This window comes from Streptomyces sp. NPDC048172, assembly GCF_043202595.1.
Lineage (GTDB): Bacteria > Actinomycetota > Actinomycetes > Streptomycetales > Streptomycetaceae > Streptomyces.
Genome location: NZ_JBIDAT010000001.1, coordinates 1777955 through 1796789 on the forward strand (window position 1 = coordinate 1777955; position 18835 = coordinate 1796789).

The 18835-nt window shown below is 72.5% G+C and carries 14 protein-coding genes; 12 read left to right on the forward strand and 2 right to left on the reverse strand.

Annotated features, from left to right (window positions below):
* Positions 1-11 precede the first annotated feature (11 nt).
* A complete protein-coding gene (locus tag ACGF3A_RS08205) occupies positions 12-2009 on the forward strand; it encodes a PucR family transcriptional regulator (protein ID WP_393726944.1) in 1998 nt (665 codons plus the stop codon).
* 39 nt (positions 2010-2048) lie between these two features.
* Here the strand turns inward: ACGF3A_RS08205 and ACGF3A_RS08210 are convergent, their stop codons facing one another.
* Entirely contained in the window at positions 2049-3437 is a 1389-nt protein-coding gene (locus ACGF3A_RS08210) for a M14 family metallopeptidase (RefSeq protein WP_393726946.1), read from the reverse strand.
* A 296-nt stretch (positions 3438-3733) separates the two neighbouring features.
* Between ACGF3A_RS08210 and ACGF3A_RS08215 the strand changes: the two genes are divergently transcribed.
* From ACGF3A_RS08215 to ACGF3A_RS08265, 11 genes are all read left to right on the forward strand, one after another.
* Positions 3734-5188, forward strand: coding sequence for an aldehyde dehydrogenase family protein (locus tag ACGF3A_RS08215; RefSeq protein ID WP_393726948.1), 1455 nt, complete (start codon positions 3734-3736; stop codon positions 5186-5188).
* A 124-nt stretch (positions 5189-5312) separates the two neighbouring features.
* Positions 5313-6080: a metallophosphoesterase gene (locus ACGF3A_RS08220; RefSeq protein WP_393726949.1), complete on the forward strand. Its 768-nt coding sequence runs from the start codon at positions 5313-5315 to the stop codon at positions 6078-6080.
* A gap of 282 nt (positions 6081-6362) precedes the next feature.
* Positions 6363-7562 (forward strand): sensor histidine kinase, encoded by a 1200-nt coding sequence (locus ACGF3A_RS08225; RefSeq protein WP_393726951.1) that lies wholly within the window; start codon positions 6363-6365, stop codon positions 7560-7562.
* 45 nt (positions 7563-7607) lie between these two features.
* Entirely contained in the window at positions 7608-8297 is a 690-nt protein-coding gene (locus ACGF3A_RS08230) for a response regulator (RefSeq protein ID WP_393726953.1), read from the forward strand.
* A 119-nt stretch (positions 8298-8416) separates the two neighbouring features.
* Entirely contained in the window at positions 8417-10333 is a 1917-nt protein-coding gene (locus tag ACGF3A_RS08235) for an acyl-CoA dehydrogenase family protein (RefSeq protein ID WP_393726955.1), read from the forward strand.
* A gap of 105 nt (positions 10334-10438) precedes the next feature.
* Complete coding sequence (dxr, locus tag ACGF3A_RS08240) at positions 10439-11707, forward strand: 1-deoxy-D-xylulose-5-phosphate reductoisomerase (RefSeq protein WP_393726957.1); 1269 nt, start codon at positions 10439-10441, stop codon at positions 11705-11707.
* Positions 11704-13008 (forward strand): M50 family metallopeptidase, encoded by a 1305-nt coding sequence (locus ACGF3A_RS08245; protein WP_393726959.1) that lies wholly within the window; start codon positions 11704-11706, stop codon positions 13006-13008. Before dxr ends, ACGF3A_RS08245 begins: the two co-directional genes overlap by 4 nt.
* A gap of 176 nt (positions 13009-13184) precedes the next feature.
* On the forward strand, positions 13185-14342 hold the full coding sequence (gene ispG / locus ACGF3A_RS08250) for a flavodoxin-dependent (E)-4-hydroxy-3-methylbut-2-enyl-diphosphate synthase (protein ID WP_393726961.1): 1158 nt from the start codon (positions 13185-13187) through the stop codon (positions 14340-14342).
* A gap of 158 nt (positions 14343-14500) precedes the next feature.
* Positions 14501-15346, forward strand: coding sequence for a GNAT family N-acetyltransferase (locus ACGF3A_RS08255; RefSeq protein ID WP_393726963.1), 846 nt, complete (start codon positions 14501-14503; stop codon positions 15344-15346).
* Between the two features lie 41 nt (positions 15347-15387).
* Positions 15388-15957 carry a GNAT family N-acetyltransferase gene (locus ACGF3A_RS08260; protein ID WP_393726965.1) on the forward strand — a complete coding sequence of 190 codons (570 nt, stop codon included), beginning with the start codon at positions 15388-15390 and terminating at the stop codon, positions 15955-15957.
* Between the two features lie 85 nt (positions 15958-16042).
* Complete coding sequence (locus ACGF3A_RS08265; protein WP_393726967.1) at positions 16043-17764, forward strand: proline--tRNA ligase; 1722 nt, start codon at positions 16043-16045, stop codon at positions 17762-17764.
* A 96-nt stretch (positions 17765-17860) separates the two neighbouring features.
* Here ACGF3A_RS08265 and ACGF3A_RS08270 read toward each other — a convergent pair whose 3' ends face one another.
* On the reverse strand, positions 17861-18811 hold the full coding sequence (locus ACGF3A_RS08270) for an aminoglycoside phosphotransferase family protein (protein WP_393726969.1): 951 nt from the start codon (positions 18809-18811) through the stop codon (positions 17861-17863).
* Between the last annotated feature and the right edge of the window lie 24 nt (positions 18812-18835).

Genomic DNA, 18835 nt, shown 5'->3' on the forward strand with positions numbered 1-18835 from the left:
TGAGGTGCGTTATGCCACCGACTCTTGCCACGCTCGTTCAGCACTCCGCACTCCGGCTCGCCGTGCTCGCGGGGCATGACCGGCTGGACACGCCTGTGCGCTGGGCACACGCCAGCGAGCTGGCCGACCCGACGCCGTACATGGACGGTGGCGAGCTCATCCTCTTCACCGGGCTCAAGCTCGACGCGCAGGACCCCGAGGCCATGCGCTCCTACGTGAGCCGTCTCGCCGAAAAGGGCGTGGTGGGCCTCGGTTTCGCCGCCGGGGTCAATTACGAGGGCGTGCCCGAGGCGCTCGTCGAAGCGTGCGAGGGCGCGGACATGCCGTTGCTGGAGGTGCCCCGGCGCACCCCCTTCATCGCGGTCAGCAAGGCGGTGTCGGCCGACATCGCCGCGGAGCAGTACCGCGCGGTGACCGCCGGCTTCGAGGCGCAGCGCGAGATGACGCGCGCCGCGCTCTCCCGCGAGGGCCCCGCGGCCCTGCTGGCCCGCCTCGCCTCCCAGATCGACGGCTGGGCGGCGCTCTACGACGTCTCGGGCGCCGTCGTCGCCACCGCGCCCGCCTGGGCCGTGCGCCGCGCCGCCCGTTTCATCGGCGACGCCGAGCGGCTGCGGGACCGGCCCGCGCCCGCGAGCGCCGTGGTGAGCGAGTCGGACGGGGGCGACGACCGCGTCGAGCTGCAGTCGGTGGGCAGCGGGCGCCGCGCGAAGGCCGTGCTCGCCGTCGGCACCGCCGCACCCCTGGGCACCGCCGAGCGGTACGCGGTGCACTCGGCGATCGCGCTGCTGACCCTGACGATGGAGCGTTCCCGCGCCCTCCAGGAGGCCGAGCAGCGGCTCGGCGCCGCGGTGCTGCGGATGCTGCTCGCGGGCGAGGCGGACCACGCCCGCGCGGTGGCGGGCCGGCTCTACGGCGGCCTGCTGGACGTCCCGATGCGCGTGATCGCCGCCGAGCCCGCCTCCGGTACGGCCGCGAGGCTGGCCAGGAGCGGCGCGAGCACCGGCGCGCGGTCCGGGCCGGGCGCGGGGACCGGGCCGGGCGCGAGGTCCGGGGTCCGGCCCGGTGCGGGTGCCGGTGCCGGTGCAGTGCCCCAGGCGGCCTCGGGAGCGAGCCGGGTGGCGGCCGGGGCGCGTACCGACTCACCCGTCGTGACCGTCACCGCCTCCGCGAAGGTCTCCTCGAAGGTCTCCTCCCCGTCGCCCTCCTCCTCCGGCACCGTGCTCGACGGCTTCCCGGCCGGTGACGAGGCGGCCTCCGGCATCGTCGTCGGCTCCGGGAGCGGGCCGCAGCCCGACCCGGCGGACGCGGCGGGCGGTCCCGGCACCATCCCCTGGCCCCTGGAAGAGCTGGCCGACGCGGTGGAGACCGCCGCCGCGCGCAACGGGGAGGCCGTGCTCGTCGTCCCCGACGGCGGGCGGCTGCTCGTGCTCGCCGCCGACGGGGGCGCGGCGGTGGCGGCCTGCGCCGAGTTCGCCGCCGCGTCCGCGCAGGCCGCGGCGCAGGCGGCCGTGGCCGCGCAGCGCCCCGGCCCGTCCGGCCGGTCCGGGTCCGGGCCCGGCCCCGCCGGGCAGGGAGCGCACGGAGGCGACCAGGTGCTGGCGGTGGGCGTCTCGGCGCCCGCCGGGCTCCCGGCCGTCTCCGTCGCCTTCAAGCAGGCCGACCAGGCCCTGTCCGTGGCCCGGCGGCGCGGCGTCCCCCTCGTCGAGCACGAGGACGTGGCCGCCGGGTCCGTGCTGCCCCTGCTCGCCGACGACGCGGTGCGCGCGTTCGCCGACGGCCTGCTGCGCGCGCTGCGCGAGCACGACGCGAACGGGCGGGGCGATCTGGTCGCCTCCCTGCGCGCCTGGCTCTCGCGGCACGGCCAGTGGGACGCGGCCGCCGCCGAGCTGGGAGTCCACCGGCACACGCTCCGCTACCGCATGCGGCGCGTCGAGGAGATCCTCGGGCGGTCGCTGGACGACCCGGACGTACGGATGGAGCTCTGGCTCGCGCTCAAGGCCACGAGCTGACCAGGCGGCGCGAGCAGAGCGAGAGCGAGCCGACCGTCGTCACGCCTTCTTGCAGTACTGCTCCTCCTTGCCGATCGAGCGGTACATGCAGTCGGCGTTCTCCAGCAGCATCAGCACCGCTTCCCTGTTGCGGGACGTCTCCCGCGGGATGACCTCGTCGGGCGGGTAGAAGCCGCCGCCGCCCGCCGAGCCGGGGTACATCTCGAAGGTGTAGGAGAAGATCTTGTGCTTCCCCCACATCCAGTCGTTGACGCTGCCGTCCGTGATGTAGAGGTCGCTGGACTGCTCGGGCTTGTAGCCGTTGGTGCGGGCCATGCCGGTGCCGACGGCCGCGAAGGCGTCGCGGTCGTCCTTGGTCAGGCCCTCGGCGGTGTCGTTGTACGTGTAGCCGTACGGCCAGAGCACCAGCTCCGAGTAGGTGTGGAAGTCGATGTGCGCGGTGATCTGCTGCTTGCCGCCGACCACGCGGCTGTTGGTGAAGTCGCGCACCACGCGGACCTCGGGCGAGGACTCGGCGGAGGGGCCGCGGTAGGTCTCGCTGCCGGGGCTGCCGCTGGAGCCGCCGCAGCAGCCCCACTTGTACGCCCAGTTGCGGTTCAGGTCGGTGCCGACCTGGGACGAACCGGAGTTGGGCTGGCGGTTCTTGCGCCAGCTCCGGTAGCTGCCGGTGGCGATGTCGTACTCGCCGCCGTCCGGGTTGACGTCGGGGATGACCCACAGCTCGCGCTCGTTCACCATCTTGGTGACGCGGCTGTCGGAGCCGTACTTCGCGCCCAGCTCGCCGATCGTGTAGAGCGCCATCTCGACGGTGAGGTGCTCGCGGGCGTGCTGGTGGTGGGTGAAGAGGACCTCGGGCTCGGCCTCGTCCTGGCCCGCGTTGTCGCTGATCTTGACGGCGACGATGTCGCGGCCCTGGTAGCTCTTGCCGATGACCTGCTTCTTCATGATCGAGGGGTACTTGGCGACGTAGTCGTTCACGGCCTTCGTCGCCTCGGCGTAGTTGTGGTAGTTCGAGTCGGACGGCGGGAAGTCCTTGGGGCGCGGCGCGCCGTCCTCGCCGGTGCGCTTCGGGGGCGCGGGCAGGGCGGTGACGTCGTGGCCGAGCGCCTTGACCTCGCGCAGGCCCGCGGCGTCGGCGGTGATGACGACGGAGTGCGCGCGCACGGCGTCCAGCGAGACGCCGGTGGCCGCGAGGGCGCTGCGCTCGCGCCGGGTGTCGACGCCGTCGACCTGGTAGCTGCGCTCGGCGGCCTTGTCCGCGGACGGCGCGGACGCCGCGTCCCCGGAGGACGCCGCGTCCGCGGTCGGGTCGGGCGCCGCCGTGGCCTGTGCGGTCAGCGGTACGGCCAGCGCGAGGGCGCAGCACGCCGCCGCCGCTGCCAGGGTTCTGCGCCGGCGGCGGGAGCGTAAGGGGGTGTGTGAACTCATCGCGTCTCCTGGGGTGTCCAGTGCGACGGGTAGGGGTTTGTGAGCTTGTGCAGCTGGTGCGTCGTCATCGTCGGGTCGTGACATGGGCGGGTCAAGGGAGCAATGAGTCAATCCCGGAGGGCTCCCAGCCGCTTCCGGCGCCCGGCGCAAAGGGCCAATCCGTAGCGTCTCCGTGGACGAGTGCGCCGCGTCGGACAAGAGGTGTGAGGGCCGCTACGCCCTACGGTGGAGCCGGTAGGACCCCGTACCTCCAGCGCTTTCTCAGCGTTTCCAGCCAACCGGAAGGGCGATCCGCAGTGACGACAGCGACTTCCCCTCACGCGTTCTGGCTCGCCGGCCGCGAGGCCACCGGCGACAGCACGCTCGATGTCACCTCGCCCTGGGACGGCCGCACTGTCGGCACCGTCAGCATTCCCACGGGCGATCAGGTCGAGGAGGCCGTGGCGGCCGCCGCGGCCGTGGCCGACGAGTTCGCGGCCACCCCGGCGCACGTCCGCGCGGCGGCGCTGGACCACGTCGTGTCCCGGCTCGTCGAGCGCACCGAGGAGATCGCCCAGCTCATCTCCGCCGAGAACGGCAAGCCCATGAAGTGGGCCCGCGGCGAGGTCGGCCGGTGCATCTCGGTCTTCCGGTGGGCCGCCGAGGAGGCCCGCCGCTTCAACGGCGGCATGGCGCAGCGGCTGGACTCCGACGCGGGCGGCACGGGGCGCCTCGCGTACACCAAGCGCTTCCCGTACGGGCCGGTGCTCGGCATCGCGCCGTTCAACTTCCCGCTGAACCTGTGCGCGCACAAGGTCGCCCCGGCCATCGCCGTCGGTACGCCGATCATCCTCAAGCCCGCGCCCGCCACCCCGCTCTCCGGGCTGCTGCTGGGCGAGCTGCTGGCGGAGACGGACCTCCCGGCCGGTTCCTGGTCGGTGCTGCCGGTGCCGAACGACCAGATGCCGGGCCTGGTCCAGGACGAGCGGCTGCCGATCATCTCGTTCACGGGTTCGGCCCCGGTCGGCTGGTCGATCCTCGACTCCGCGCCCCGCAAGCGCGTCACGCTGGAGCTGGGGGGCAACGGCGCGGCCGTGGTCCTCGCGGACTACTCCACGGAGGCGGACCTCGACTGGGCCGCGCAGCGCATCGCGACCTTCTCCAACTACCAGGCGGGCCAGTCCTGCATCTCGGTGCAGCGCGTCATCGCCGACGCCTCGGTCTACGACCGGCTGGTGCCCAAGGTCGTCGCGGCCGTCGAGTCCCTGGCCACCGGCGACCCGTCCGACAGCGCCACCGACGTCGGCCCGCTGGTCAGCGAGGACGCGGCCAAGCGCGTCGAGTCCTGGATCGAGGAGGCCGTCTCGCGCGGCGCCACGCTGCTCACGGGCGGCAAGCGCGAGGGCGCGACCGTCGCCCCGACCGTGCTGGCGGACGTCCCGGCCGACACCCAGATCGGCTGCGAGGAGGTCTTCGGGCCGGTCATGTCCTTCACCAAGGTCGACGGGGAGGCGGAGGCCTTCGCCGCCGTCAACGACTCCAAGTACGGCCTCCAGGCGGGCCTGTTCACGCACGACGTGCAGACCGCCTTCCGCGCGCACCGCGCCCTGGAGGTGGGCGGCGTCGTCGTCGGCGACGTCCCGTCCTACCGCGCGGACCAGATGCCGTACGGCGGCGTCAAGGAGTCCGGAGTGGGCCGCGAGGGCGTCCAGTTCGCCATGGAGGACTACACATACGAGCGTGTGATGATCCTGACCGGACTGGATCTGTGACTGTTTCCGGTCGGAGTTGAACCGCTGGCGGGCACCCGGAAGGGTGCCCGCCAGCGTCGTTCAGGACAGTGGACAGGGACAGCGGCACGACCCCGCTACGGACCGATCGGATGAGGAACACAGCATGTTCGCCTTCGCGCACGTGAGCGACATTCACCTGGGACAGGACCGGAACGACGGCGGCGCACGCGCGTACGAGCGTGCCGAGCGCGTGCTCCGCTACCTCGACCAGCTCCCCGGCACGCTCGACGCCGTCCTGCTCACCGGCGACATCGCCGACCACGGCACGCGCGACGAGTACGCGGCGGCGGCGAAGCTCTTCGCCGACCACGGCCATCTGCCCCTGATCTGCCCCGGCAACCACGACGCGCGCGGCCCCTACCGCGCCGCGCTGCTCGGCGGCGACGCGGCCGACACCTCCCCGGTCAACCAGGCGCACCACCTCATCGGCGCCACCTTCGCGATGTGCGACTCCAGCATCCCCGGCAGGGGGGACGGCTACCTCGACGACGCGACGCTGCGCTGGCTCGACCAGACGCTGGCGGGCTCGCCGAAGGACCAGCCCGCCTTCGTCTGCTTCCACCACCCGCCCGTCCCGCTGCACGGCCAGTACGTCGACCCCATCCGGCAGTTCGGCGAGGAGCGGCTCGCTGAGGTCGTCGCCCGGCACCCCCAGGTGGCCGCGCTGCTGTGCGGGCACAGCCACACCCCGGCCGTCACCACCTTCGCGGGGCTGCCCCTGGTCGCGGCGCCCGGCGTCGTCTCCACGCTGAAGATGCCGTGGGAGGGCGAGAGCGGCGGCCCGATCGACTACGAGCTGCCGCCGATGCTCGCCTTCCACGTCTACGACGACGAGCGGCGGCTGACGACGCACTTCCGCGTCGTCCCGTAGGCCCGCCGCGAGCGGGTCGAACAGCGCCGCGCCCGGGGCCCCTTCCGGCCCGTCTCCCCCGAACCGGGCCCCGTTCCCCCCGTGCCCCGGGGCGCGGCGCTCTTCCTGGGAGAGAAGCTACGCGAGCGGCGGCCTCCGGTCGTCACCGCACGGTTGGAAGCGGACGCTGTCCTTCTGCGGTAGTCCCGGCCGTCGGCCTCGTACCCGCGCGGTAGTCGCGCCCGCCAGCAGGCAGCCGCCGGGTGGATGTTGGGGCGGGGACGCTCCGGTTACGCTGCGCCGATGCGGAGCGTGACGGGGTGGCGTGAACTGCGCCGCCGGGCGGAGAAGGTCCCGTCCTGGGCCTACGATCTCGCCATCGCGCTCGGCATCACCGCGATCAGCCTCTCCCTCAGCCACGACCGGGTGCCCGCGGGCTGGTCCGGGGGCGACACCCGGAGCGCGCTGCTGACCTGCGCGGTCAATCTGCCGCTGGCGTTCCGGCGGCGCGCGCCGCTGCTGATCTGCCTGGGCACGCTCGCCCTGTGGACCGCATACGTGGCGCTCGACTACTGGCCGGTGGTCAACACCCTCGGCCCGCTCCTCGGGCTCTACACCGTCGCCTCCGTACGGCCGCTGCGCGACGCCGTCGGCTGCGCCCTGCTCCTCGCGGGCGTGTGGAACTACGCGGGCACCACGGGCGAGGAGAGCTCCTGGGCCACGGTGCTGGGCCAGAGCGTCGTCTACGCCACGGTCATCTGCGGCTTCGGCCACCTGGCCCGCCAGGCGGCGCGGCGCAACGTCCGGCTCGCCGAACTGGCCGAGCAGCTGCGGCGCGAGCGCGCCGGGGCCGAGCGCCGCGCGGTGGCCGAGGAGCGCGTCCGTATCGCCCGCGAGCTGCACGACGTGGTCGCCCACCACATGTCCGTGATCTCCGTCCAGGCCGGGCTCGCCGACTACGTGTTCGCCTCCGACCCCGGCACCGCGCGCGGCGCGCTCGGCACCATCGCGGACACCTCGGGAGAGGCCCTGGTCGAGCTGCGCCGCCTGCTCGCCGTGCTGCGCGTCGAGGAGGGCGACAGCCTGGTGGGCGGGCCGCACGGCGAGCAGGCCGAGTTCGTGCCCGCGCCCGGCCTCGACCGGCTGCCCGAACTCGCCGGGCGCGTACGGGCCGCGGGCGTCCCCGTCGAGGTCACGGTGACGGGGGAGCCGTACGCGCCGGCGCCCGGCCTCGACCAGTGCGCGTACCGCGTGGTGCAGGAGGCGCTCACCAACGTCCTCAAGCACGCGTATCCGGCCCGCGCCCAGGTCACCGTCGAGCACCGGCCGCGCGAACTGGTCGTCACGGTCACCGACGACGGCCGCGGCGGCGACCAACCCGCGCCCGCGGGCGGCCACGGCTTGATTGGGATGCGCGAGCGCGCAAGGATCTACGGGGGCCGGGTGAGCGCGGGCCCCCGGACGGGCGGCGGATACGAGGTACGGCTCACTCTCCCCGTCTGACGCCACAAGGCATCACGAGTTTCACGGGCTGAGGGAGACACAGCGGTGCCGATCAGGGTGCTCGTCGTCGACGACCAGGTGCTCATCCGGGCCGGGGTCGCCGCGCTGCTCCGCGCCGCGCCGGGGACGGAGGTCGTCGGGGAGGCGTGCGACGGCGACGAGGCGGTGCGGCTGGCCGTCGAACACCGGCCCGACGTCGTCCTGATGGACATCCGGATGCCCGGCACCAGCGGCATCACCGCCACCGAGCGCATCCTGGAGTCGGTCACCGAGCCGAGCCCCCGCATCCTCGTGCTGACCACCTTCGACCTCGACGAGTACGTGTACGCGGCGCTCCGCGCCGGTGCCTGCGGCTTCCTGCTCAAGGACACCGGGCCGCAGCGGCTGCTCACCGCGATCGCCGCCGTCGCCGAGGGGGACACGCTCTTCTCCCCGGCCGTCACCCGCCGCCTGATCGAGGCGTACGCCCCGCGCGCGGAGCCCGAGACGCGTGCCCCGGAGCTGCTCGGCGCGCTCACGTCCCGGGAGACCGACGTGTTACGGCTCGTCGCGGGCGGACTGTCGAACCCGGAGATCGCCGGGGAACTCGTCATCAGCGAGTCCACCGTCAAGACCCACCTCAACCGCGCCATGGCCAAACTCGACCTCGGCAGCCGCGCCCAGGCCGTCGTCCTCGCCTATGAATCGGGCCTGGTCACCCCGGGCGGCCGGGCCCCAGGCGGCGCGGGGGAGTGAAGCCGTACGCGCACCGAACCGTGCGCGGCGTCTGGTACGCACCGGATGAATCGGGTACATACGACCGAGTAGCACCCGTCGGTAGCCGACCCCTCCCAGATCGCCGCGAGGTGAGCGAGATGACCGTCTCCGAGCGCGAAGCACGTGAAGTCGCCGAGGCCGCGCGTGAGAAGGACTGGCGCAAGCCGAGCTTCGCCAAGGAGCTCTTCCTGGGCCGCTTCCGCCTCGACCTCATCCACCCCCACCCCGAGCCCGCGCCCGAGGACGCCGAGCGCGGTGAGGAGTTCCTCGCCCGGCTCAGGGAGTTCGTGGAGGCCAAGGTCGACGGCGCCCTCATCGAGCGGGACGCGCGTATCCCCGACGAGGTGCTGAACGGCCTCAAGGACCTCGGCGCCCTCGGCATGAAGGTCGGCACCGAGCACGGCGGCCTGGGCCTCACGCAGGTCTACTACAACAAGGCCCTCGCCCTCGTCAGCTCCGCCAGCCCCGCCGTCGGCGCTCTCCTCTCCGCGCACCAGTCGATCGGTGTCCCGCAGCCGGTGAAGCTCTTCGGCACCCAGGAGCAGAAGGACGCGTTCCTGCCGCGCTGCGCCCGTACGGACATCTCCGCGTTCCTCCTCACCGAGCCGGACGTCGGCTCCGACCCCGCGCGGCTGGCGACCACCGCCGTGCCGGACGGCGACGACTACGTGCTGGACGGCGTGAAGCTGTGGACCACCAACGGCGTCGTCGCCGACCTCCTCGTCGTCATGGCGCGCGTCCCCAAGAGCGAGGAGCGCAAGGCCGAGGGGCACAGGGGCGGCATCACCGCGTTCGTCGTGGAGGGGAACGCCGAGGGCGTCACCGTCGAGAACCGGAACGCGTTCATGGGCCTGCGCGGCCTGGAGAACGGCGTCACCCGCTTCCACCGGGTGCGCGTCCCCGCGGCGAACCGGATCGGCCCGGAGGGCGCGGGCCTGAAGATCGCCCTCACCACCCTCAACACCGGGCGGCTCTCCCTCCCCGCCACCTGCGTCGGCGCGGGCAAGTGGTGCCTGAAGATCGCCCGCGAGTGGTCCGAGACCCGGGTGCAGTGGGGCAGGCCCGTCGCGAAGCACGAGGCCGTGGGCGGCAAGATCGCGTTCATCGCGGCCACCACCTTCGCGCTGGAGGCCGTCCTCGACCTCTCCTCCCAGATGGCCGACGAGGACCGCAACGACATCCGTATCGAGGCAGCGCTCGCCAAGCTCTACGGCAGCGAGATGGCCTGGCTGATGGCCGACGAGCTGGTGCAGATCCGCGGCGGCCGGGGCTTCGAGACGGCCGAGTCCCTCGCGGCGCGCGGCGAGCGCGGCGTCCCCGCCGAGCAGGTCCTGCGCGACCTGCGCATCAACCGGATCTTCGAGGGCTCGACCGAGATCATGCACCTGCTGATCGCCCGCGAGGCCGTGGACGCGCACCTGTCCGTCGCCGGGGACCTCATCGACCCGGACAAGACCCTCGCCGACAAGCGCAAGGCGGCCGTCGCGGCGGGCACGTTCTACGCGAAGTGGCTGCCCAGGCTCGTCGCCGGGCCGGGCCAGCTCCCGCGCGCGTACGACGAGTTCGGCACCCTCGCGCCGCACCTGCGCTACGTGGAGCGGACGGCGCGCAAGCTCGCCCGTTCGACCTTCTACGCGATGTCGCGCTGGCAGGGCCGGATGGAGACCAAGCAGGGCTTCCTCGGCCGGATCGTGGACATCGGCGCCGAGCTGTTCGCGATGAGCGCCGTCTGCGTACGGGCGGAGAAGCTGCGCGTCTCGGGCGAGGACGGGCAGGCCGCGCGCCAACTGGCCGACGCCTTCTGCCGCCAGTCCCGGCTGCGCGTCGAGGAGCTGTTCGGCCGCCTGTGGAACAACACCGACGACCTCGACCGCAAGGTCGTCCGCGAGGTCCTCGCCGGCTCCTACACCTGGCTGGAGGAGGGCATCACCGACCCCTCGACCGAGGGCCCCTGGATCGCCGAGGCCCTCCCGGGACCGTCCGCGACGGAGAACGTGCACCGGTCGGTCCGCTGACGCGGGAGCGCCGTCGAGGGGCCGCGGTCGTACGCGCGTACGGGCGTGGCCCCTCGGGGGCATCCTCGCTGTCCGCCCGGTCGGGGGAGCGGACACAATGGGGGCATGACCGACTCCCTCGCTGACCCGCACCTGCGCTTCCCCGCCTCTGCCGGACCCGCCGCCGGTGCGCCCCGTGACATCGTGATCCTCGGCTCCACCGGCTCGATCGGCACCCAGGCCGTGGACGTGGTGCGGAGCAACCCGGACCGTTTCCGGGTCACCGGCCTCTCGGCCGCGGGCGGGCGCGTGGAGCTGCTGGCGGAGCAGGCGCGTCAACTGCGGGTGGCGACGGTGGCCGTGGCCCGCGAGGAGAAGGCGGGGGAGCTGCGCGAGGCGCTGCGTGCCGCGTACGGACCGGGGGAGCCGCTGCCCGAGGTGCTGGCGGGCCCCGACGCCGCCACGGAGCTGGCCGCCTCGCCGTGCCACACGGTGCTCAACGGCATCACCGGCTCCATCGGCCTCGCGCCCACCCTCGCGGCGCTGGAGGCGGGCAGAGCGCTGGCCCTCGCCAACAAGGAGTCGCTGATCGTCGGCGGCCCCCTGGTCAAGGCCCTCGCGGCGCCGGGCCAGATCGTGCCGGTCGACTCCGAGCACTCGGCGCTCTTCCAGGCGCTGATGGGGGGTACCCGCGGCGAGGTGCGGAAGCTTCTCGTCACCGCCTCGGGCGGCCCGTTCCGCGGCCGTACGCGCGCCGAGCTGGCCGAGGTCACCCCCGAGGACGCGCTGGCCCACCCCACCTGGGACATGGGCCCCGTCATCACGATCAACTCGGCGACGCTGGTCAACAAGGGCCTGGAGGTCATCGAGGCCCACCTGCTCTACGACATCCCGTTCGACCGCATCCAGGTCGTGGTCCATCCGCAGTCCGCCGTCCACTCGATGGTGGAGTTCACGGACGGCTCCACGATCGCCCAGTGCGGCCCCCCGGACATGCGGCTCCCCATCGCGCTCGGCATCGGCTGGCCCGAACGGGTGCCCGAGGCGGGACCCGTCTTCTCCTGGACCGAGGCGATGTCCTGGGACTTCTACCCGCTCGACGAGAAGGCGTTCCCCTCCGTCCCGCTCGCCTGCCACGTGGGAAATCTCGGCGGCACGGCCCCCGCGGTCTTCAACGCGGCGAACGAGGAGTGCGTCGAGGCCTTTCTCGCCGGAAGGCTGCCGTTCACAGGCATCGTGGATACGGTGGCGGCTGTGGTCGAGGAGCACGGCACCCCGGACGGAACCGGGCTGACGCTGCCTGATGTCCTCGAAGCCGAGACCTGGGCGCGCAGGCGCGCCCGTGAACTGGCGCAGAAGGCGCACACAGCGCAGACAGCGGAGGCCCGCGCATGACGACTTTCATGACCATTCTCGGCATAGTCGTCTTCGTCGTCGGCCTGCTCTTCTCCATCGCCTGGCACGAGCTGGGGCACTTCAGCACCGCCAAGATGTTCGGCGTGCGCGTGCCGCAGTTCATGGTCGGCTTCGGGCCGACCATCTGGTCCAAGCACAAGGGCGAGACCGAGTACGGCATCAAGGCGATCCCCCTCGGCGGCTACATCCGCATGATCGGCATGTTCCCGCCCGGCGACGACGGCGCGGTCAGGCAGCGCTCGACCTCGCCGTTCCGCGGCATGATCGAGGACGCGCGCGCGGCGGCGTACGAGGAGCTGAAGCCGGGCGACGAGCACCGGATGCTCTACACGCGCAAGCCCTGGAAGCGCGTGATCGTGATGTTCGCCGGGCCCTTCATGAACCTGATCCTGGCCGTCGTGATCTTCCTGACGGTCCTGATGACCTTCGGCGTGAACACCCAGACGACGACCGTCTCGTCCGTCTCCAAGTGTGTGATCCCCGCCTCGGCGCAGTCCGACAAGTGCCCCGGCGACGCCAAGGACTCCCCGGCGAAGGCCGCAGGCCTGCAGCCCGGCGACAAGATCGTCTCCTTCGACGGCCGCAAGGTCGAGGACTGGGGCGCCCTCCAGCAGCACATCAGGGACACCACGGGCAAGGCCACGCTCACCGTCGAGCGGGACGGCGAGACCAGGACCCTGCACGCGAACCTGATCGAGAACAAGGTCGCCAAGTCCGACGGGAACGGCTCCTACGTCCCCGACGAATACGTCACAGCGGGCTTCCTCGGCTTCACCCCGGCCAGCGGCATCGTGAAGCAGGACTTCCCGCAGGCCGTGGGCCGCATGGGCGACATGATGGAGCACGGCGTGCAGGCCCTGATCGACCTGCCCGGCAAGGTGCCCGACCTGTGGAACGCGGCCTTCGACGGCGGCGAGCGCAAGCAGGACTCCCCGATGGGCGTGGTGGGCGCCGCCAGGGTCGGCGGCGAGGTCGTCTCCCTCGACATCCCCGCCAGCCAGCGGGTCGCGACCATGCTCTTCCTGGTCGCGGGCTTCAACCTGTCACTGTTCCTCTTCAACATGCTGCCGCTGCTCCCGCTGGACGGCGGGCACATCGCCGGTGCGCTGTGGGAGTCCGTACGCCGGATGTTCGCCAAGGTCTTCCGGCGCCCCGACCCCGGCCCCTTCGACGTAGCGAAGCTCATGCCGGTGGCGTATGTCGTCGCGGGCATCTTCCTCTGCTTCACCCTGCTCGTCCTGGTCGCCGACGTGGTGAACCCCGTGAAACTCGCGGGATAGGTGCACGCCGGAGCGAGGCCCGTCCGGATGCGCCCCGCACGTTTACGGTGCGGGGCGTCATCCTTTCCCGTAGTCCCCGGGGATCGATGTGCCCCGAGGTACAACGGTGCCGTAATCTCGGTGGCCTGGAGCCCGCAGAACCCGGGACTGAACGACACCGTTGGGGTTGCACGCTGATGACAGCGATTTCGCTCGGAATGCCGGATGTTCCGGCCAAGCTCGCCGACCGGAGGGTCAGCAGGAAGATCCAGGTCGGCACCGTGGCGGTCGGCGGCGACGCCCCCGTCTCCGTGCAGTCGATGACGACCACCCGTACCTCCGACATCGGCTCGACGCTGCAGCAGATCGCCGAGCTGACCGCCTCCGGCTGCCAGATCGTGCGGGTGGCGTGCCCCACGCAGGACGACGCCGACGCGCTGCCGGTGATCGCCAAGAAGTCCCAGATCCCGGTCATCGCCGACATCCACTTCCAGCCGAAGTACGTCTTCGCCGCGATCGAGGCGGGCTGCGCGGCGGTCCGGGTCAACCCCGGCAACATCAAGAAGTTCGACGACCAGGTCAAGGAGATCGCCCGCGCGGCCCAGGACCACGGCACCCCCATCCGCATCGGGGTCAACGCCGGATCCCTGGACAAGCGGCTCCTGGAGAAGTACGGCAAGGCCACCCCCGAGGCGCTGGCCGAGTCCGCGCTGTGGGAGGCCTCGCTCTTCGAGGAGCACGGCTTCCGCGACATCAAGATCTCGGTCAAGCACAACGACCCGGTCGTGATGGTCAACGCCTACCGGCAGCTGGCCGCCCAGTGCGACTACCCGCTGCACCTGGGCGTCACCGAGGCCGGGCCCGCCTTCCAGGGCACCATCAAGTCCGCCGTGGCCTTCGGCGCGCTGCTCTCCGAGGGCATCGGCGACACCATCCGCGTCTCGCTCTCCGCGCCCCCGGCCGAGGAGTGCAAGGTCGGCATCCAGATCCTGGAGTCCCTCGGCCTGCGCCAGCGCCGCCTGGAGATCGTCTCCTGCCCCTCCTGCGGCCGCGCCCAGGTGGACGTCTACAAGCTCGCGGACGAGGTCACCGCCGGTCTGGAGGGCATGGAGGTCCCGCTGCGCGTCGCCGTCATGGGCTGCGTCGTCAACGGTCCCGGCGAGGCCCGCGAGGCCGACCTCGGCGTCGCCTCCGGCAACGGGAAGGGCCAGATCTTCGTCAAGGGCGAGGTCATCAAGACCGTCCCCGAGTCCAAGATCGTCGAGACCCTCATCGACGAGGCCATGAAGATCGCCGAGCAGATGGAGAAGGACGGCGTCGCCTCCGGCGAGCCCGTCGTGACCGCCGGGGGCTGACCCGTGGGGGCTGACCCGCCCCGCCGCGGGCCCGTGCCGGGCCCGCGGTGAGCACGCGGCGAGCCGTCCCGACGGCGAGCCATCCCGGCGTGCCCGGAGGTACAGTGCGAGAGATCGTTCCTTCTCTCCCCTGGACCGCACGGTGAGGCACCGACACCTTGTTGACCACCACCTCCACCCGGGTCGTCGAGCCGGCTGAGCTCGACGAGGTGCTCGCCGTCCTGCGGCGCGAGCCCGTCAACAACGCCTTCGTGGCCTCGCGCGTCCAGGTCTCCGGGCTCGACCCCTGGCGGCTCGGCGGCGAGATGTGGGGCTGGTACGTCGACGGGCGCCTGGAGGCCCTGTGCTACGCGGGCGCCAACCTCGTCCCGCTCTGCGCCGGGCCCGAGGCCGTCCGCGCCTTCGCCGAGCGCGCCCGGCGCCAGGGCCGCCGCTGCTCCTCCGTCGTGGGCCCCGCCGGGCCCACGGCCGCGCTCTGGGCGGACCTCGAACCGCACTGGGGCCCGGCCCGCGAGGTCCGGCGCAACCAGCCGCTGATGGTCACCGAGGCGATGCCGGACGGCATCGAGCCCGACCCCCTCGTGCGCCGTATCGCCAAGCACGAGATGGACGTCGTGCTGCCCGCGTGCGTCGCCATGTTCACCGAGGAGGTCGGCGTCTCGCCGCTCGCCGGGGACGGCGGGCTCGTCTACCAGGCGCGCGTCGCCGAACTGGTCAGCTCCGGACGCTCGTTCGCACGCGTCGAGGACGGCAAGGTCGTCTTCAAGGCCGAGATCGGCGCCGCCACCCCCCTCGCCTGCCAGATCCAGGGCGTCTGGGTCGACCCCGAGCGGCGCGGCGAGGGACTCTCGGAGACCGGCATGGCCGCCGTGATCGGCTACGCGCTCCGCGACATCGCCCCCGTCGTGAGCCTCTACGTGAACGACTACAACACCCCCGCTCGCGCCGCCTACCGCCGTGTCGGCTTCCGCGAGGTGGGGGCGTTCATGAGCGTGCTGTTCTGACGTGCTGTGCTGAGGGGGACGGAGGAAGTAGCCTCCCCGCCATGCTGCATACATCCGGGGGGCCGCCCCCGGACCCACGGAAGCCGGTCATCGGCCCGCTCGACCTCGCCACCCGCGTGGACGACGCCCTCGCGGTACAGGCCCTCGCCTTCGGCCTCACCGACGACGAGATCGGCGTCCGCAGGCACATCGTGCAGCGCCACATGACCTCGCACGGCGCCCGCGCCCTCGGCGCCACGCTGGAGAACGGGCGGCTCGTCGGCTTCGTCTACGGCATGCCCAACGACCGTACGCAGTGGTGGTCCACCGTCGTTCACCCCTATCTGCGCCAGGAGGGGCACGACGGCTGGCTCAGCGACTCCTTCGTCATCACCGAGCTCCACGTCCACCCGGCCTTCCAGCACCGGGGCCTGGGCCGCGCCCTCATCACCACCCTCACCGACGGCGCGGGCGAACCCCGCTCCCTGCTCTCCGCCATCGACACCGACAGCCCGGCCCGCGCCCTCTACCGCAGCCTGGGCTACCGGGACCTCGCGCGCAGAGTGATGTTCCCCAGTGCGCCGAATCCGTACGCGGTGATGGGGGCCCCGCTGCCGCTGGCGAGGGACTGAGCGGAACGCATTTCCGTGCGGTCGGGGGAGGCGGATAAGCTCCGTACTCATTCCTCCCCTTCCAGGCCCCGAGCAGGAGAAATCCATGGCAGCCCGTGTCCAGCGCTTGTCCCGGTCGATGCTGAAGACGCTGCGGGACGACCCGGCGGACGCGGAGACGCTCAACCACAAGCTCCTCGTCCGCGCCGGCTACGTGCGGCGCGCCGCCGCCGGGATCTGGACCTGGCTGCCGCTCGGCAAGCAGGTGCTGGAGAACGTCACGCGGGTCGTGCGCGAGGAGATGGACGCCATCGGCGGCCAGGAGGTCCTCCTCCCGGCCCTCCTCCCCAAGGAGCCCTACGAGATCTCGGGGCGCTACGAGGAGTACGGCGACCTGCTCTTCCGCCTCAAGGACCGCAAGGGCGGCGACTACCTCCTCGGGCCCACGCACGAGGAGATCTTCACCCAGACGGTCAAGGACCAGTGCACGTCCTACAAGGACCTGCCCGTGATCCTCTACCAGATCCAGACCAAGTACCGGGACGAGGCCCGCCCCCGGGCCGGGATCCTGCGCGGCCGCGAGTTCACGATGAAGGACTCGTACAGCTTCGACGTCTCCGACGAGGCGCTGGAGGAGTCCTACCAGTTGCACCGCGCGGCGTACCAGCGCATCTTCCGCCGCCTCGGCCTGGACTTCCGTATCGTCTCCGCGATCTCCGGCGCGATGGGCGGCTCGGCCTCCGAGGAGTTCCTGGCCCCGGCGCCCGCGGGCGAGGACACCTTCGCGCAGTGCGCCGCGTGCGGATACGCGGCCAACACCGAGGCCGTCTCCGTCACCGTCGCGCCCTCCTCGACCGAGGGCCACCCGGCCGTCGAGAAGCTCGACACCCCGGACACCCCCACCATCGAGACCCTCGCCGCCCACCTGGGCGTCCCCGCCTCGGCCACGCTGAAGAACCTGCTGGTGAAGGTCGACGGCGAGATCACCGCCGTCGGCGTCCCCGGCGACCGCGAGGTCGACATGGGCAAGCTCGCCGAGACCCTCGCCCCCGCAGAGGTCGAGCTGGTCACCGCCGAGGACTTCGTCGGCCGCGACGACCTCGTACGGGGCTACATCGGCCCGCAGGACGGCATGGCGGGCAAGGCGTTCCGCTACCTCGCCGACCCGCGCGTCGCGCCCGGCACCTCCTGGGTCACGGGCGCCAACGAGGACGGCAAGCACGCGAAGAACGTCGTGTGCGGCCGTGACTTCGAGGTCGACCAGTACCTGGACGTCGTCGTGGTCGAGCCCGGCGACCCCTGCCCCAACTGCGGCGAGGGCATCGAGCTGGACCGCGCCATCGAGATCGGCCACATCTTCCAGCTCGGCCGCAAGTACGCCGAGGCCTTCGAGCTCGACGTCCTCGGCCAGAACGGCAAGCCGGTCCGCGTCACCATGGGCTCGTACGGCATCGGCGTCTCCCGCGCCGTCGCCGCGCTGGCCGAGCAGACCGCCGACGAGCAGGGCCTGTGCTGGCCCCGCGAGATCGCCCCGGCCGACGTGCACGTGGTCGCGGCGGGCAAGGCCGCCCAGACCGAGGCCGCACTGGAGGCCGCCGAGCAGCTGGGCGCCGCGGGCCTGCGCGTCCTGGTGGACGACCGCGCCGGGGTCTCCCCGGGCGTGAAGTTCACCGACGCGGAACTGATCGGCGTCCCCAAGATCCTCGTAGCGGGCCGCGGCATCAAGGACGGCCTCTACGAACTGAAGGACCGCCGCACGGGCGAAAAGGAAGAGCTCCCTCTGGACGAGGCGATCACCCGGCTGAGGGCGTACGCCGAGGAGTCCTAGGGGCGCGGGGAACTGCGCGAGCAACGACGACGCTCCCGCGGACCGCGAAGCACAGGCAGGGGCACCCGCTACCCGGAAATCCGGGAAGGGGGTGCCCTACAGCCAGGTCGCGAAGTCGAGGAGCATCTCCCCGTCCTCACGGTTGCCACAAGCAAGGTTGCGGACGCCCGACTCGACCGCCCGGTACAGGGTCCAGCCCCGTACCCGGTCGCGGTCGACGTCGAGCGAGTCGGCGAGCTTGTGGACGCGGCGCCGGGAGGAGGACGCCGCTCCGCTGGACGCCATCAGGTCGTGCAGCCGGTCGCGGGCGAGCCGCGCCAGGTCGTAGGCGGGCTCGCCCACCAGCGGGTCGGGCCCGACGGCCAGCCAGGGCGCGCGCTCGCCCCCGCCGAGGACCGCGCCCTGCCGGAAGTCGCCGTGCAGCAGCACCCGTTCGCCGTCCTCCGGCTCGTTCGCCAGCAGCTCGGCGCGGGCCTCCAGCGCCGCGTCCACGAGCGGCCGTACCTCCTCGGGCGCGGCCGTACGCATCAGCGCCGCCTCGCCCTCGGTGTGCGCGGCGACGGTCTCGAACGTCCCGTCGTCCGTAGCGGCGGGCACCCACAGGCGCCGGATCACCGACAGCGACTCCAGCGTGGCCTTCGCCTCCGGGAGCGAGCGCAGCGAGACCTCGCCGTGCAGCCGCTCCAGCAGCAGCACGCCCTCCTCGGGCTCGGCCCGTACCAGCCGTACCGCGCACAGCCCGTGCCAGCGGGTCAGCGCCGCGCTCTCGCGCAGGGCCCGGTCCCGTACGGGCGCGCCGTCGGGCGCCACCAGCTTCAGGGCCGCGGGGGTGCCGTCGGCCTGCCGCACGAGGACCACCACGCTGCTGCGGCCGCCGGGCGAGACCACGCGCTCGGCCGTCAGCTCCCACCGGTCCAGCCAGCGCCGCACCAGCCCGGACAGCCCCGTCAGCCAGGCGTCGGCCGTCGTGACCGCCCCCGCGTCGGGCTGCGCCTCCAGGGCGCGTACCAGCCGCTGCGGCGGATCGAGGGGCAGTGCGGAAGCCATTCCTGGACGGGCCTTTCGAGGGAA

Coding starts and splice junctions, on each gene's coding strand:
- dxr (WP_393726957.1), top strand. CDS start 10,439: ATGACCGACTCCCTCGCTGACCCGCACCTGCGCTTCCCCGCCTCTGCC.
- ACGF3A_RS08235 (WP_393726955.1), top strand. CDS start 8,417: ATGACCGTCTCCGAGCGCGAAGCACGTGAAGTCGCCGAGGCCGCGCGT.
- ACGF3A_RS08205 (WP_393726944.1), top strand. CDS start 12: ATGCCACCGACTCTTGCCACGCTCGTTCAGCACTCCGCACTCCGGCTC.
- ACGF3A_RS08220 (WP_393726949.1), top strand. CDS start 5,313: ATGTTCGCCTTCGCGCACGTGAGCGACATTCACCTGGGACAGGACCGG.
- ACGF3A_RS08260 (WP_393726965.1), top strand. CDS start 15,388: ATGCTGCATACATCCGGGGGGCCGCCCCCGGACCCACGGAAGCCGGTC.
- ACGF3A_RS08225 (WP_393726951.1), top strand. CDS start 6,363: ATGCGGAGCGTGACGGGGTGGCGTGAACTGCGCCGCCGGGCGGAGAAG.
- ACGF3A_RS08265 (WP_393726967.1), top strand. CDS start 16,043: ATGGCAGCCCGTGTCCAGCGCTTGTCCCGGTCGATGCTGAAGACGCTG.
- ACGF3A_RS08270 (WP_393726969.1), bottom strand. CDS start 18,811: ATGGCTTCCGCACTGCCCCTCGATCCGCCGCAGCGGCTGGTACGCGCC.
- ACGF3A_RS08210 (WP_393726946.1), bottom strand. CDS start 3,437: ATGAGTTCACACACCCCCTTACGCTCCCGCCGCCGGCGCAGAACCCTG.
- ACGF3A_RS08245 (WP_393726959.1), top strand. CDS start 11,704: ATGACGACTTTCATGACCATTCTCGGCATAGTCGTCTTCGTCGTCGGC.
- ispG (WP_393726961.1), top strand. CDS start 13,185: ATGACAGCGATTTCGCTCGGAATGCCGGATGTTCCGGCCAAGCTCGCC.